The sequence below is a fragment of the Proteiniclasticum ruminis DSM 24773 genome (assembly GCF_000701905.1).
Taxonomy (GTDB): Bacteria; Bacillota; Clostridia; order Clostridiales; family Clostridiaceae; genus Proteiniclasticum; species Proteiniclasticum ruminis.
Window position 1 is genome coordinate 106,748 of the sequence record NZ_JNKC01000006.1, and the last position, 15,853, is coordinate 122,600.

General features: G+C 46.0%; 14 protein-coding genes. 10 read left to right on the forward strand and 4 right to left on the reverse strand.

From position 1 onward, the window contains the following. Window positions 1-49: 49 nt before the first annotated feature. Together T487_RS0108760 and T487_RS0108765 are read right to left on the reverse strand one after the other, a co-directional pair. On the reverse strand, window positions 50-1,300 hold the full coding sequence (locus T487_RS0108760) for a lactate/malate family dehydrogenase (protein ID WP_051651620.1): 1,251 nt from the start codon (window positions 1,298-1,300) through the stop codon (window positions 50-52). A 12-nt stretch (window positions 1,301-1,312) separates the two neighbouring features. After that, a complete protein-coding gene (locus tag T487_RS0108765) occupies window positions 1,313-6,142 on the reverse strand; it encodes a nucleotidyl transferase family protein (protein WP_051651621.1) in 4,830 nt (1,609 codons plus the stop codon). A gap of 197 nt (window positions 6,143-6,339) precedes the next feature. Between T487_RS0108765 and T487_RS0108770 the strand changes: the two genes are divergently transcribed. The 4 genes from T487_RS0108770 to T487_RS0108785 all read left to right on the forward strand — a co-directional run bounded on the left by T487_RS0108770 (window position 6,340) and on the right by T487_RS0108785 (window position 9,247). Continuing rightward, a complete protein-coding gene (locus T487_RS0108770) occupies window positions 6,340-6,690 on the forward strand; it encodes a hypothetical protein (protein ID WP_031576530.1) in 351 nt (116 codons plus the stop codon). 20 nt (window positions 6,691-6,710) lie between these two features. Further along, window positions 6,711-7,658: a DUF4097 family beta strand repeat-containing protein gene (locus T487_RS0108775; protein ID WP_031576531.1), complete on the forward strand. Its 948-nt coding sequence runs from the start codon at window positions 6,711-6,713 to the stop codon at window positions 7,656-7,658. 90 nt (window positions 7,659-7,748) lie between these two features. Next, complete coding sequence (locus T487_RS0108780; protein ID WP_031576532.1) at window positions 7,749-7,937, forward strand: ferredoxin; 189 nt, start codon at window positions 7,749-7,751, stop codon at window positions 7,935-7,937. A 98-nt stretch (window positions 7,938-8,035) separates the two neighbouring features. Then, window positions 8,036-9,247, forward strand: coding sequence for an O-antigen ligase family protein (locus T487_RS0108785; RefSeq protein ID WP_031576533.1), 1,212 nt, complete (start codon window positions 8,036-8,038; stop codon window positions 9,245-9,247). 55 nt (window positions 9,248-9,302) lie between these two features. Here T487_RS0108785 and T487_RS0108790 read toward each other — a convergent pair whose 3' ends face one another. Then, window positions 9,303-9,644, reverse strand: a complete 342-nt coding sequence (locus tag T487_RS0108790; RefSeq protein ID WP_031576534.1) for a PTS sugar transporter subunit IIB — start codon at window positions 9,642-9,644, stop codon at window positions 9,303-9,305. Between the two features lie 200 nt (window positions 9,645-9,844). Here T487_RS0108790 and T487_RS0108795 point away from each other — a divergent pair, with 200 nt between their 5' ends. Then, window positions 9,845-10,489: a DsbA family oxidoreductase gene (locus T487_RS0108795; protein WP_051651622.1), complete on the forward strand. Its 645-nt coding sequence runs from the start codon at window positions 9,845-9,847 to the stop codon at window positions 10,487-10,489. A 108-nt stretch (window positions 10,490-10,597) separates the two neighbouring features. Here the strand turns inward: T487_RS0108795 and ybaK are convergent, their stop codons facing one another. After that, window positions 10,598-11,095, reverse strand: coding sequence for a Cys-tRNA(Pro) deacylase (gene ybaK / locus T487_RS0108800; protein ID WP_031576538.1), 498 nt, complete (start codon window positions 11,093-11,095; stop codon window positions 10,598-10,600). 362 nt (window positions 11,096-11,457) lie between these two features. On the opposite strand from ybaK, the gene T487_RS0108805 reads away from it, so the two are divergent. The 5 genes from T487_RS0108805 to T487_RS0108825 are packed head-to-tail and all read left to right on the forward strand — an operon-like array spanning window position 11,458 to window position 15,786. Next, window positions 11,458-11,997 carry a cupin domain-containing protein gene (locus tag T487_RS0108805; RefSeq protein ID WP_031576539.1) on the forward strand — a complete coding sequence of 180 codons (540 nt, stop codon included), beginning with the start codon at window positions 11,458-11,460 and terminating at the stop codon, window positions 11,995-11,997. A 16-nt stretch (window positions 11,998-12,013) separates the two neighbouring features. After that, window positions 12,014-13,063 (forward strand): spermidine/putrescine ABC transporter ATP-binding protein, encoded by a 1,050-nt coding sequence (gene potA / locus T487_RS0108810; protein WP_031576540.1) that lies wholly within the window; start codon window positions 12,014-12,016, stop codon window positions 13,061-13,063. A gap of 2 nt (window positions 13,064-13,065) precedes the next feature. After that, window positions 13,066-13,902 carry an ABC transporter permease gene (locus T487_RS0108815; RefSeq protein WP_031576542.1) on the forward strand — a complete coding sequence of 279 codons (837 nt, stop codon included), beginning with the start codon at window positions 13,066-13,068 and terminating at the stop codon, window positions 13,900-13,902. Continuing rightward, on the forward strand, window positions 13,896-14,684 hold the full coding sequence (locus tag T487_RS0108820; protein WP_031576544.1) for an ABC transporter permease: 789 nt from the start codon (window positions 13,896-13,898) through the stop codon (window positions 14,682-14,684). The genes T487_RS0108815 and T487_RS0108820 overlap by 7 nt, the downstream gene beginning before the upstream one ends. Window positions 14,685-14,742: 58 nt before the next feature. Next, entirely contained in the window at window positions 14,743-15,786 is a 1,044-nt protein-coding gene (locus tag T487_RS0108825; protein WP_031576546.1) for an ABC transporter substrate-binding protein, read from the forward strand. The last annotated feature ends 67 nt before the right edge of the window (window positions 15,787-15,853 follow it).

The window sequence follows — 15,853 nt, forward strand, 5'->3', positions numbered from 1 at the left end:
AGCCAAGGACCCCGGACATGATGTCCGGGGTCCTTTCAGGTTACCGTTTCTATTCTATGGAACCTTTCTTTTCATAGAAAGAAAGAAGTAGTTCTTCCGTTTCTTTCAGAAGGGGTCTAAGCGGCTCAAAGGATACTTTCTCTGTGAGGGTAAAGCTGCCAATGAGCCTGTTTCTCGCCCCCATGAAGACTTTTCCATTATAAAAGGTAGAAAGATGCTCTGTGCCTTTTAAAGCCTTCACAATGGAGATGGCGCCCGAGGAGAGGGCAGGAGCAATGTAGGGCTTGAACCCTGTTTCTCTTACCCGGAAGTTCTCTCGCTCTGTCAGGTGGGTCAGTTCCTTTGATATTTCTTCATCATAGCTCTTCAGCGAGTTGACCACAATGAGTCCTCTTCCATGAGGCCCATAGGTTCTCAGATCTTCTTTCAGGAGGCCTTTTTCACTGGCGATGAACCGGGCTCTTGCTTCCATGACCCCAAGACCGAATCCTCTGATTCTGTGGCTTTCTATACCACCTTCTTCCATGAGATTCATACATAATAAATCCACGGGGTCTGAAACGATAAAGTAGTAGCCCTTAAAGCCGCTCTGCTCCGCCTGTTTGGCATAACTTAATAAGATTTTCCTGTTTTTGTCAAACTGAACCAGTCGCACATCCTGAAGTGTGGTATCCAGAGGCGGGATATAGACCGATACCGTGAAAATTAAGACGTCAGTATCAAATACTTCATCGATACCGACTTCTTTTACAGGAGGAAGCTCTGTGCCATCACTGACCTCATTGATCTCCAGATAGTATCTGCGCCTTTTTTTCTCATCCAGATCAAAAATCCGGATCTCCTTCAGCACATCACGGCCTAATAGGCGAAGCCCCATGAGAAGTGTACCACCCACATCTCCCAGTCCCAGAATGGAGACGGTGAAGGGTTTTTCTTTCTTCATGAGCTCTTCCATGAAGTTCCGGTCGTTTTCTTTCAGAAGATAGACAGGAAATGGTAGGGAAGTGCTGCCCTTTACGATGAGATCAGCGGTATCTGTTTCCAGGAGCTCCTCCAAAGTGGAGGCTATGATTCTGCCGGGGCTCTTTTCCTTCTCAAGAATCATGAATATGGGTTTTTTCTCCTGAAGGGTTCTATTCAGCGTATCTACGAGGCTTTTTATCCGATGGGCATCCTGGAGAATCTCTTTCGTTTCCTTCAGGAGATTCTCTGGAAGAAGCCTCAGAAAATCGTCCTTTTCCGACTCTAGTGAAGTTGTATGCAGTGCAAGGACTGCCATGAGTTCTGCTTTTTTAAACATGTAAGTCACTCCTTATAGTATCAGTCTTTCCAGACGTTTCAGTTCTTCCAGATCAAACTCCAGATAGTGGGAAGGCGCTTTGTAGAGATCATAGGAAACATCTTTTCCCTTATCAGGTACCCTTGGCATAGTGAAAACCTGTCCTAAGGAAGAGAGAGTCAGCTTTCTTTCGTAAACCTTATGGAACTCCTCCTCAATGACCCGCAGCACCTTCAGTGCATTCTCCAGAGAGATTTTGGAGAGAGTATACACATTCCTTGCACCCGCATCCATGATGAACACCGGAGTGGTGTAGGGCAGTATGAGATTGATGGAGTCAATGAGGTTTCGTTTGGGGAAGCTTCCTCTCCAAAGGGCATCTCCGCCCATGAAGGGGTAAAGGTCCTTTTCGTTGAACCAGGCCTTTAGCCTCGGAATATAATAGACCCCCTCCACCGCATATTCCTTGGATGACATCCGGTCGAGCCCCTTTGCAGAGACAATGCCGGTGATGATTTTCCGGACCTCAAGACCGTGGGTTTTGAAGAGAGGGCTGAGCGCATTCATACGGTAGCCCTTATGAAGGATGGTGTCCACCAGAATCACAGGCCGCTTGAAGGACGCCAGGGTTTTCACCTGGTTCTCCAGACTGAGATAAAAGGGCACTTCTTTGATGCTGAAGCCTTTCATATCGCTGTTGAAGTATTTTTCTGTATGGAGAGCCTTGGTCACCGTATTGGGCACCACTGACCTGTCCAGCACATCCCCGTAAGGAACACACATATGAGGTCCCAGGACCTTCGGTTTAGACTCCTCCATAGAAACTCCATTCTCCTGGAGCACAAGACCGATGATGCCTTGCTGAAGCATAAGAGGCTCAAAGGGGAGGATGAGGTTTCCTGGATAGAGCTCCCCAATGGCTCTCATGAGACGCTCTCTGGTTTCCTGGATGACATTTTTCACCCGCTGGTTGTTTCGGAAAGGATCCTTCAGGATGTTTTCCATATCAAGATTCAGGGCCAGTGGTGTGCTCATGTCGGTGTAGTAGACCGTCTCCTGCTCATCGAGGGTCTTAAAGTTATAAAGCTTCAGAAGAGACAGGAAGCGCTCATCCTTTAAAGGTTTGTTCCGGGTTATGAAAAGAGCGCACTCATAATCTCTGGAAACGCCAAAGGATAAAGTCTCAGTAAGTAGAATCTGGTGATAGTTTCTGAGCTTGTCCGGCGCCTTCACATACAGTCCATCCAGCACCATGATTCTGCCGAGATTCAGGGTCCGGACCTTATCCGCAAACTCCTGGGACTTCAGCTCTTCCATGAGATGCTCGCTTCGGGCCCAATGGAAAATACTAAGACCAATGGGCATGTTCTCCGTCCTGTCTGTGAGAGTCAGTACCCTTCCAGAAGGTTTCTGAAAGAGCTCTTCAAGCATTTTCAGCATCTGATTTTTACTGGCAGGAAAGAGCACCTCCACAGCGTGGAGAAGGTCTGGTTCCAGATCCCTATAGATGTTCTTCTCCAGGAACGTGAGACTCACCATGGATTTCTCCACAGGTGCTTTCTGGTAAAAGCCGTTGAGGTAGATATAGTTCTGAGCCATGGGGTCGATGAGGGTGGAAATATCGCGGTTTTCATCAATGTTGGTTCTGATTTTGGTTGAACTCACTTCTTTCAGATCCTTAGGAAGATCCATGAACACCACATGGTCCACCAGTCCTTCAATGGTCTTTCTTGCCCCACGGACTCTGGTGCGGTCAAAGACCAGATGGTTCATGCGATGGATGCTGTTCTCGGTGCGTTCTTTCTTATAGCTGGAGGCGTTCAGCACCACATCACTGCCACAGACCATATAGATCTCGCTGCCGAAGATGCCCTTGAGGCTTTTGATGTCCTCCTCATTGGCGATGTTGATGGGCAGATCTTCTGGAAACAGATAAAGTCCCAGTTCTCCCGCCGTGCTCATTTCAAGGATCCTTCTGCGGACATTGTTCGGCAGCGTCTTTTTGGACCAGGAAAACTCATCAATGGCCAGATACACTTCATAGCCCTCATCCCGGATGAGCTTTGCAATGGAGAGGTGGGAGAGAGTAAAGGGATCAAAGGTGCCTGGGAAGAAAGCATAGCGCTGAGGTTCGTGGTGATGGAAAGCGCCTTCTTCATGCAGATAATCATTCATGAATCTGTAGATGTTGTTGAGGCCTACACTCTGACAGAGGAAAAGAAGATTTCTCTCTTCGTTGGTCAGGAGCGTAATGAGCTTCTTATGGATGAACAGGAAGACCTCTTTCTTGCTTTCCAGTGTCAGAACATCGGAGGCGAAGAGCACCTTGCCGATGGTGGTGAAAGCGGCTCTTACGGTCAGGTCCTCATAGTCTGCCATACCGTAGAGCAGTACGCTCAGCATGTTTTTGATTCGTTCCACCTTCTCCTCTTCTGTGAGGTTCACTTTACGCATGCCAAACTGGATGAAAGATTCTAACGTGGTGCCCAGAGTTTTGATGACCAGAGTCTTCACCGAAGGATTTGCGGTTTTCACTTTGATCAGAAGATCGTCGATGATCTCATCAAATTCTTTCAGATCCAAGAACAGCAGCACCTTGCCCAGGGGCTTTGGAATATATTCCGTGAAGCGGTGTCCTTCAATTTCCAGAGCCCTAAGAAGCTCCACCGCCACTTCATTGCGCTCATAGGAAGACAGCTCTCTCATGAGATTCAAAAGAGAGGATCCCGCAGTCCTTCTTACGGACTCCATGGCAGAAACCTTGAGAAGATTGCAAAGGTGCAGTGCGGTGTTGATTGGGGAGATGAGATCTCCATCCAGGGTATAGAAAGAAAGAAGCTTGATGCTGTTTCTTTTCATAATCCAGTGAGTGGCTGTTTTTAGGTTCGATAAGAAAACCTCTTCCCGCTCTTTCTTGCGGGATTTGAGATTCTCTGAAAGCTGTACCCGTTCCTTTTCCATGTTGAGCTGCCCAGCCAGTTTCATATAGAGAAAGGTCTCTGTGAGGTCTGTACGTTTTGTGACTTTTCGGATCCGGTCCTTCAGCTCATTGGTGAACTCCGCACTGTAGGTTTCCTCCGTGAGGCTGGCACTGAGCAGTTCAAGAACACTGAGACGTCCTGCAAGGTTCCCGGAGAGGTTGGTTCGGAAGAAGGCTTCCTTCATTTCCAATGGAAAAGGGATGTATCGGATGGCTTCCGTGAGGAAGATGCTGGTTTCTTTTTTGGGATTCACCTCTTCATAGAATCCTGCCACCACTTTGGTGTAATCGGGAATTCTTGTTTCAGGAAGGTTTTTGAAAAGCGTCCTGGCTACGCTGGCAAAGGAGTATCCGAGCTGCATCTTATGGCTGTCGATGACTTTATGACCGGGATAAAGGATTTTTCTCAAGGTTTCCTGAAGAAGGCGAAGTCCTGATACTTTAGACGAGGGCGCCACTTCCTCCAGAGGAATCTCCTTTCTGTAGTCCTCATCATAGAGTCCCATGATGCTGCCAAGGAGCTCTGCGCTGTGGAAACGGATGTCATCTTCCGGATGGATGAGACACTCCAGAAGAAAGCTCACCACCTGCAGCTTCTGGCCTTGAGTGAGATAGGTGGAGTACTCCTCCAGAATTCTGATATATTCCCGAAGATCCCGCCAGTCTCTTAAAGAGCGTGCTTCCTCCAGGAGGGTGTCCATACTGAACTCATTTCTCAGAAGGTGCATCACCTTGATGTTGTGGTCGATGGCATGGTACTTAAGCCTGGCGACGATTTCGTCTCCAAAGCAGACCGCTGGTTTTTTCAGAACCCGAATGGTTTTTTTCTGGTCGATGACTTTTCTGTTTTCCTCGCGGCTTCGCAGGGCCACTTCCACTCCGAGGCCTGTGAGGTACTTTTCAAAATCCTGAAGCTTTGCATAGACCCTTTCATAGCGCCTTTTCTTAGCATCATCCACATTGTCCAGTTTCTCCAGAATCACATGGAAGGATTCATCCAGGGGATAGATGTGCATGGTATCTACATCGTCTATCTTTTTGTTTTTCACCCGGAAGTCCGAGTAGATGAGAAGGAGAGCCTCCAAAGAGAGATTCTCAAGCTCCAGATCCCAGGTGCTATGATTGACGGCGATGTTTCGGATGTAGTCAATGCCATGTTTCTTAAACCAAAGATCTGAATAGTAGTAGTGAAGATACGGAACTCTTCTCATCTCGGAGAGCTTCACACCGTACTTTCCGATGTCATGACCGGCCAGGGCACCGGAAACGCGTCCAAGATCCACCGGTAGGCCCAGGTTTTTCAGCTGCCTTCCAATGAACATGCCGACCTCATGGACTCCGGCCACATGATCCAGTGTATTGAAACCATGGAGGTCTCTGGAAAGCTTCATGAGGGCATAGATGTGGTCTTCTTTGAATGCTCTCATAAAGCGTCGGTATTCATCATCTTCCAGCACTTCCAGCTCTTTCTTTGTGAGAAACTGAAAGCTGTGCTTCAAATAGAACTCTTCTGGATGGTCCTGCACCTCGAACTTCAGAAGCGCCTCATAAAGGGCGATATACAGCTGGATGAAGTTTTCTTCCTCCTTTGTGAAGGTTCTCTCTCTGGCATCCTCATCCACCAGCAGCACCATATAATCATAGACTGCAGCCAAATCCACGGAAACGGTGTTTTCCGCAGGAAAGGTTTCCTTCAGCAGTGTAAAGAGGGATGCTCCATGGTACTCTTTTTTCGCCAGAAGCCTCTGGAGTCCTGTGATGAACTTCTTGTCTTCTAAAAAGAGCAGAAGGTCTTTCTTCAAATAGGTCACTTTCTTTTGAAAGCTGGAAAGTGTCAGCGCTTTTTTCATCTCATAGAGTACTGTTTTTGCCGTTCCTTGCATAAAATTCTCCCCCCATTGTTTCTACTTAAAATTATAGATGATTTGAGGGAAATACTCTACAAAACCTTTACATTCCTTCGAATTGCTTTGGAAGCAGCAAGAGGAGACGAAGTAAAAGAAGATCTGCCGGGGATGGATTTTTAATTTGTCTTTAATTCAGGACAGGTATAGTTTAAGAAAAAGAAAGGAGGGAGACCATGGGACAAAATTATAGAGGAAGTGACAGAGGACCTTTAGCGAAACTGATTCTTCTGATTCTCCTCATTATTTTCATCGGTCCCACAGCCCTTGGTATTTTGGGGTCTGTGGTGGTGGGGCTTGCAGGATTTCTCATTGTCCTGCTGGTGGGTGCTCTTTTTCTTTTGGCTTCCCCCATACTGATGATTGTGTTTCCTTCTTCTCTGAGCCTGGGGATCCCACTTTTGGCTCTGTTTTTCTTTGGCATTGCCATGCTTTCTATTTTTGTACTGTTTACAGCACTCTTTTTCAGAATTGTCCGGTGGGTCTTTAAGACGGCGCTGATGCTTCTGAGAAGACTGCTTCCATAAAGAAACTGGAGGATTTTAAAATGAGCGGATTTAAAAAAGTGGTGGTTGCCACACTGATTATTGCTTCTGTTTCCGTCGGCATTGGGGCGTATATTGTGTATGAGTCCGGTGTTGGTACCGGTGAACTGTCAGAAACCATAAACAAGCTCCTGGAGCGGGGAGACATCAACGTCAATCTTGGTGAAACAAAAGAAGTGCGGGAAGAGCAGAGCTTTTCCTATGAGGATAAAAGAAATCTTGAAATTTCAGTACCCATCGGCGACGTGAAAATCAAAGCCTATGAGGGGGATGAGATAAAGCTTCTGGTGGAAGGAAAAGTGCCGGAGAATTATCTCAACCGGTACTTGGAAATCAAAGAAGAAAAGGACAGTCTTAAAATCTCTCTTTACAAGGGGATGGGAAACATCAACCTGAATTTTTTCAACCGGTATGACATTTCTCTTACCTTGGAAGTGCCTGTGGGATATCAGGGAGACCTGGATGTTTCTAATGTTTCGGGGGATATCCTTGTGGATGGACTGAATCTGAAGGAGCTGTCCTTGGAGAATATTTCAGGAGATCTCATTGTGGAGAGCGGCACCATTGAGGAAGTGGATTTTGATGTGGTTTCTGGTCAGTTCATCAGCTATGGAGACGTGGGCCGTCTTTCCGGAAACAGCATTTCAGGAAAGATCACGGCCACAGGAGTAAGAACCAGCGCTGATGTGGAGAGTGTATCTGGCAGTGTCAGCTTGAAGTTCTTGGACAGCACGAAAGAAGTGGAGGTGGAGACCATCTCCGGATCCGTAGAACTGGAGTTTGAAGGGCTGGAGGATCTCAGTTATGACTTGGAAAGCGTCAGCGGCAGCCTGACTGTGGAGAATCGTGAAGGAATAAACCAGAGCACCAGGTCTTTGAAGAGAAATATTAACAATTCACCAACAGCAGATGTCTCAACGGTTTCCGGAGCTGTGCGCATTAAATACTAACAGGTTGTACAAAAAGTTTACAATTTGTTCATAGACTTTGTGATAATCTTAATTATAATTAGGGTATAAAGTATAAAAGGGGTGTTGTATATGAAGCCATCAGTAGATCAGGATCTTTGCATCGGTTGTGGAGTTTGCCCAAGTGTTGCACCATCAATATTCGATATGAATGACGATGGAAAGGCTTACGCTATCGTGGACGAAGTTCCAGCAGGTGAAGAGGATTTAGCTCAGGAAGCTGCAGAAAGCTGTCCAGTAGCTGCTATCACAGTAGAATAATTGTGAATATAAAAGAGACCGAAAGGTCTCTTTTGTTATGCGCTGAAATCGTGTATGATAGATATATAATTGTCATCTAGAACTGCTGGAGGTTTATTATGGAACTATTTGAGCGGGGTCAGCTATTCAAGGCTGTTCTTGCTGTTATTGTCCTTTATCCGCTGATTCCCATAAAATATCTTCCTTATCTAGGCATTGCCTTGGGTGGATATTTTCTTGCGTATTTATTTAAAAATCGAGATGTTTTTGACAAAATCCGAAGAAGCAGACGCCAGACGAAGCTAGCCTACGGTCTCTCCACATTTTTGTTTGTTGTGCTTCAGATGGTTTCCTTGATCTATTCAGAGAGTCCTAGAGACACACTTTCTGGAATTCTTCTTTATTTCTCGGCATTTATAGTGTTTTTTGTGCTGAAATATGAGATCAACCGCCCAAATCATGCGGTGCCCCTGACAAGAGCGTATTTCTTATCCGCTTTTCTGGTGGGGTTTTATCATGTGGGGCAGGTGGTCTATGATGAGATTGTCCGGGGGATTCCTTTTGATCCTCTGACCAACACCTCCTTCATGGAGAATGGTCCGGTTCTTGCATATTTCATGCTCCTGGCTCTTTTTCCTGCTTTAACTCTTTATATTTTCAAAGAGAAGAACAAAGAATCAAGATTCTATTTATTTGTTGTGGGCGTTTCCCTCATCTCTATTTTTATGACAGGGTCCCGCATTGCCATCGTCGGCGTGTTTTTGGGACTGCTTCTTCTGTCTCTTCTCTATTCAGTCCGGTTTCTCATTGCGCTGGTGCCTGCAGGAATCTTTTTTGCACTGATTCCTCTTTTCACCAAAAGACACTGGAGCTATTTTCTTCTGAGCAATGAGATGGGAAGATTCTCCTTTTATTTGGAGGTTCTGAAAGCCAATGCCAAATCCATTTTTTTAGGCAGGGGATTTCATACCATCGACTATACCCTGAGCCGTTTTATGGTGGGCAGACCAGAACTTCTCAATCTGGATCAGGTGAATAAGCCCTATAACGCAGTGCTTCAGGTGGTGCTGGAGCTGGGACTTCTGGGCCTCTTCTTTGGCGCAGTGATTCTTTATTTCAAGATGAGAGGAATCCATAACTATACCAAGAGCTATAAGGCGCAGCCTCAGCTGAAGGTTCTTTATGTAGGAGTTTTTGTGTCCATGGCGGTGCTTCTTTATGTGGGCCTTATGGACAGTTATCTCATGAGCGGGAAGATTGTTTATGCCGTTGCCATTTTGATGGGGATTCTCCATGGAGATGCCAAATGGAAAGGCATTCAGAAAGTATAAGAAGAAAAGACCTCTGGGATGAAAGCCATTGCTTTTTTCCCAGAGGTCTTTTGGTTCACTGCTGCTCTTCAGAATCGTCCGCTGGATGATGGAGACTGAAAAGACGAAGAGCCTGCGAGAGGATTTTTTCCCCGTCCATGCTTCCGTAGTCTTTGGTGGATATGGTTTCTAAGGGAACCTGGTGCGCATCGCATACCTCTTTGATTTCCAGAAGTGCGTGACGCACCTGAGGGCCTACCAGCACCACATCCGCATCTTTGATGTACTTTTTCATGGCGGATTCGGGATAGGATGCCACTTGAATCTTCAGGTCTTTTTCTTTTGCAGTCTGTTCCATTTTCTTCACCAGAAGATTGGTGGAGAGTCCGGTGGAACAGAAAAGAACGATATTGATCATCAAAAAACCTCCTAAACTACTCAAAACATTGAGTTTCTATACGATAATTGTAGCATATTTCTATGAATATTTTCCGCTGATGATGGAATTTTTAGTATTTTTCACAGGAGCTTCACAGGGACTTCATATTCTATCGTAAAATACAATTGAGTAAAATCTAATTCTGCGCTATACTATAGAAAAACCGTGGAGGTATGAAAATGAAAGTTGAAATTTATTCGGACATTGTCTGTCCCTTCTGTTATATAGGAAAGAACATTTTTGCCAAATTTCAGGAAGAAGCCGGGGAGGAGATTGAAGTCGTCCACCGAAGCTATGAGCTGGATCCAAACAGCAGCAGAACCGAGTCCATGAACTCTCTGGAAGCTCTGGCAAAGAAGTATGGCTTTACAAAGGAAGAAGCAAAAAACCGTATGAGTGGTGTGGAAGACATGGCAAAGAGAGAAAACCTTCCGATGAATATCTTTTCTGCCGTCGGTGCCAATACCCACGATCTTCACCGTCTGGTGTATCTTGCAAGAGAAACAGGAAAAGACAGTGCGCTGCTTGAAGCTTTTTATAGAGCTCATTTTGTGGATGGCATAGCCCTCAATGAAAGAGAAGAAGTGCTGAAGATTACAGCAAGTGTAGGCCTGAATGAAGAAGAGGTGCTGGAGGTTCTTGAAAGTGACCGGTATGAGGAGAAGATTGCTGAAGATAGAAGCCTGGCTTCCAGCCTAGGCATCACCGGCGTACCGTTCTTTGTGGTGGACGGGAAGTATGGAGTCAGCGGCGCTCAGCCTAAAGCCATCTTCCACCAGATTCTGGAAAGTATAAAAAGCGATAAAAAATCCATCGAGTTTTAGTGAAAAATTCCTGTCAAGAACAAAGAAGCAAAGGGAAGGACAAGTGGAAAGAAGAAAATTCTTTCCACTTGTCCTTTCAGCGTTTTACTCCAGCAGGAATCTATGAAGTTATTTGAAGATGCTTTTGGTTTCCGCCAGAAGATCCTTGGTTTCAGCGGGCAGCAGTGTGAGGAGCCTTTTGGGATCCACTTCCACCTGGAAACCTCGTTTCCCGGCAGAGACAATGATGGTGGAAAGATGAAGGCATCCCTCTTCGAGGAAGGTGGGCAGCTGCTTTTTCATGCCCACAGGGCTGACGCCGCCACGTTCATAGCCGGTAAGCTTCAGAAGATCTTTCTGGTCAATCAGCGCCACGCTTTTTTCGCCGGATGCCTTGGCTGCTTTTTTTAAGTCCAGCTCTCCGGTAAGAGGCAGGCAGAAAACATAGTGCTGGCCGCTATGGCTTGTGGTCACCAATGTTTTATAGATGAGATGGACATCCCGGTCAATATCCTTTGCAAGAAGTTCTGGGGTCAGGACAGGGTGTTTCATATTGTAGGCATGGAGAGTATAGGAGATGCCTGCTTCTTCCAGAAGGCGCATGGCATTGGTTTTCACTTTCTTCATGGGAAAAACCTCCAAATTATTCTGTTACACTGTATTTTATCATTCTTGAAATTTTTTGACAAATTACAGGTTGTAATAATTGATTTAGTTTAGTCATGGTAAACTCAGGGTATGTTTTATGGAAACATTTGTCTGAAATCCATCAAAAAGCCCGGCAGTTCCAGAAATATTAACAACTGCAGAAGTGAGTCGTATCAAGGGATGACAGAAGTGAGTGCAAATTTTTGAATTTTGCGCAGAGTTTTTCATAAAAACTCGTTGATTTTGAAAATAGTTTTCTATATAATGGTCTAGGTAGTTTAACTTGACTAAACAAAAAGTTTAGCTTTATCTCTTTTCAAGAAACTGCATAGGAGGTTGTTATGAAGATTGGTGAAAAAATAAAAAATCTGAGAATCAAGAACGCACTGACCCAGGAAGAGCTGGCGAACCGCTGCGAACTGACCAAGGGATTCATCTCCCAGCTGGAGAGAGACCTTACTTCTCCGTCCATAGCGACTCTTGTAGATATCTTGGAAGGACTGGGCACCAATCTCAAGGATTTCTTCAATGAAACCACCGATGAGAAGATTGTGTTCAGCAAAGAAGATGCCTTTGAGAAAGAAAATGAAGATCTTCAGAATATCGTCAACTGGATCATCCCCAACGCACAGAAAAATGCCATGGAACCCATCCATGTGGAGATCAAACCCGGTGGACGCACCAAAGATGTGCCCCCTCATGAAGGGGAGGAGTTTGGCTATGTGATGAATGGAAGTATCCTTCTTCACGTGGGACTGGAGAAGCACAAAGTGAAAAAAGGAGAATCCTTTTATCTGAAACCGGGAAAAAACCATTATCTCTCCAATGAGGGAAAGACCACTGCCACCGTAATCTGGGTGAGCACACCACCGATATTCTAGAAAGGGGACAGGAATTATGACAAGCAATATTATGATAGATCTGAAAAACATCACCAAACGGTTTGGCTCTAACACCGTGCTGGACAATATGAACCTCTACATCAGGGAGAATGAGTTTCTGACGCTGCTTGGTCCATCAGGATGCGGCAAAACCACAACCCTTAGAATCATCGCGGGGTTTGAAACCCCTACAGAAGGCAAGGTCCTCTTCAATGGGAAGAATATCACAGAAGTGCCGCCGTATCAGAGAGCGGTGAACACCGTATTCCAGAAGTACGCCCTGTTTCCGCATCTGAACGTCTTTGAAAATATCGCTTTTGGCCTGAAAATCAAAAAGCTGCCCAAAGATGTCATTGAGAAGAAGGTGACAGAAGTGCTGAAGCTTGTGAACCTGTCAGGCTTCGAGAAAAGAGACATTGACTCTCTTTCCGGCGGACAGCAGCAGAGAATCGCCATCGCAAGAGCTTTGGTCAATGAACCTAAAGTGCTTCTTCTGGACGAACCTCTGGGAGCGCTGGATTTAAAGCTTCGGAAAGAAATGCAGATTGAGCTGAAGAACATACAGAAGAGAGTGGGCATCACGTTCATCTATGTGACCCATGACCAGGAGGAGGCCCTCACCATGAGCGACACCATCGTTGTGATGAACGAAGGTCTCATTCAGCAGATTGGCACACCTGTGGATATTTACAATGAACCCAAGAATGCTTTTGTGGCAAAGTTCATCGGAGAATCCAACATCGTGGACGGTATCATGCATAAGGACCTGGAAGTAGAGTTCCAGGGGGTCACCTTCCCTTGCGTGGATGGTGGATTTGGTCCCATGGAACCTGTGGAAGTGGTCATCCGTCCGGAAGACATCATCATGACAAAGAAAGAAGAAGGACAGCTCACGGGAACTGTGGAAGAAGTGACCTTCAAAGGTGTCCATTATGAGATGGTGGTGAACTGCCAGGACTTCCATTACCTCATTCAGAGCACAGCCATGGCGCCTGTGGGAGAGGAAATCGGTATGAAGATTCTTCCCGATGCCATCCATATCATGAAGAGGGGGGATCACTCTTGAAAATGCGGAAAGTATCCTTTCCTTATGTACTGTGGATGCTGATTTTCATCCTGGTGCCTCTGTTCCTTGTGGTGTATTTTGCCTTCACCACAGGCAACAGCAATGACTATGAAACCTTCACCCTGAGCCTTGAAAACTTCAGAAGATTCCTGGACCCCATCTACCTTGGGGTGCTCCGAAGATCCCTGACTCTGTCCGTGGTCTCCACCCTCATCTGTTTTCTCTTGGGGTATCCCATCGCCTATATCATTGCCACCCAGAAGAAAGCCAAGACCAGAAACAATATGATTCTTCTCTTTGTCATTCCCATGTGGATGAACTTTCTTCTTAGAACCTACGCCTGGCTTACCATCCTCGGTAAAAACGGCATCATCAACACTTTCTTGAATTTCCTGGGATTTCAGTCTCTGGAGCTTCTTTATAACGATGGTGCGGTGATCCTTGGTATGGTCTACAATTTCCTGCCCTTCATGGTTCTGCCCATTTATTCCGTGCTGGTGAAGATGGACAAGAAGCTCATTGAAGCAGCAGAGGATCTGGGCGCCAATAAAAGAACTATTTTCAAGCGGGTGATATTCCCGCTGTCTGTACCTGGTGTCATGACCGGGTTCACCATGGTATTTACACCAGCTGTCTCCACATTTATCATTTCCAATCTTCTGGGCGGTAACAAAACCACGCTCATTGGAAATGTCATTGAGCAGCAGTTCATTTATACAGGAGACTGGCATTTTGGATCTGCCATGTCGATCATCTTGATGATCATCATCCTCATCGTCATGGCCATCTCCAATAAGAGTGGCGGTGACCTGGAAGGAGGAAGGGGTGCCCTATGGTAGGAAAAGGACTGAAAAGACTTTATACAGCACTGATTTTTCTCTTTCTCTATGCACCCATCATCATCCTCATTGTGTACTCATTTAATGAGTCCAAATCAAGAGGTGTCTTTTCAGGGTTTACCCTGAAGTGGTATGAGGAACTCTTCAAAAACCGTGAGGTCATGAAGGCGCTGTCCAATACCATGATCATCGCGGTGCTCACCACCATCGTTTCTACCCTTCTTGGCACCTTTGCCGCCATCGGCATTCATTTTTCCAAGAAAGGGCCATTCAAGCAGATGGTGATGAACCTCAATTATCTGCCCATCTTAAATCCTGACGTGGTCATTGCGGTGTCTCTCATTGCGCTGTACCGTTTCATGGGACTGGATTTCGGTCTTGCAACCATCCTTCTTTCGCACATCACCTTCTGCACACCTTACGTGGTGCTGGCGGTGCTGCCGAAATTGAAGCAGATGAACATCCATCTGGCAGAAGCTGCCATGGACCTGGGGGCGAAGCCCATGTATGCATTAAGAAAAGTGGTGATTCCGGAGATTATGCCAGGAATTGTCACCGGTGCTTTGCTTGCGTTTACCCTTTCTGTGGATGATTTTGTCATCAGCTTCTTCACAACAGGACATGGCGTTCAGAATCTCAGTATTCTCATCTTCTCCATGGCCAGAAGAGGCATCAACCCTGTGATCAACGCACTGTCCACGTTCATGCTCATCGGATTCTTCGCGCTGCTTCTCATCATCAACAGAATCAGCAAGAAAGAGGATGAACAGGAAGAATTTTAACGGAAGTGATGTTTATATCACCAGACCCTATCAATTGACACTACGGGAGGAAACATGTATGAAAAATATAAAGAAGCTACTGGCTGCAGCCCTTGTGGGCGTATCCGTCCTTTCCCTTGCCGCCTGCGGCGAGAAGAAGGAGACCATCAACGTATACAACTTTGGAGACTACATCAACTTTGATGTGCTGGAGCAGTTTGAGGAAGAAACAGGCATCAAGGTGAACTATGACACCTATGCAAACAACGAGGACATCTACACGAAGCTGAAGCAGGGCGGCAGCTCCTACGATGTGATCTTCCTGTCAGACTATGCCATCGAGCGAGCCATCAATGAAGATCTTCTCACCACCATCAACTGGGACAATGTGCCGAACAAAGAAAAAGTGGATCCAGATTTTATGGATCTTGTCTTTGATCCAGGCAATGAATATTCTGCCCCTTATATGTGGGGAACCTTTGGGATTCTCTACAACAAAACCATGGTAAGCGATCCAGTGACTTCCTGGGACATCCTGTGGGATGAGAAGTACAAGGACAACATTCTTATGCTGAACAGTCAAAGAGACACCATCGGTGTATCTCTTCTGAGACTGGGCTACTCCATGAACACAAGAGACGTGAAAGAACTGGAAGAAGCAAGAGATGAGCTTATCAAGCAGAAACCCATCGTCTATGCATACCTGGGAGACGACATCAAGGATGCCCTCATTGCAGAAGATGCAGCTCTGGGGGTAGTATGGTCCGGAGATGCCATGTATATGATTGAAGAAAATCCGAACCTGGACTACGCCATTCCAGAGGAAGGCACCAACATTTGGTTTGACAATATGGTGATTCCTAAGAGCGTCGCAAATAAAGATGGCGCAGAGAAATTCATCAACTTCATGCTAAGACCCGACATCGCCATCCAGAATGTGGATTACATCGGGTACTCTACGCCCATCAGAGAAGCAGTTGAAATGCTCCCTGAAGAAATCAGGAACAGCCCCATCGCGTATCCTTCAGATGAAGTGCTGGAAAACACGGAAATCTTCAGAGATCCTTCTGATGTCCTCAGCATCTATGACAGAATCTGGACAGAGATCACCTCAGCCAACTAAATATCACATATGACACTCTCCGGGTCTCCGAAACTGTTTGGAAGACCTGGGGAGTTCTTTTTTGGGG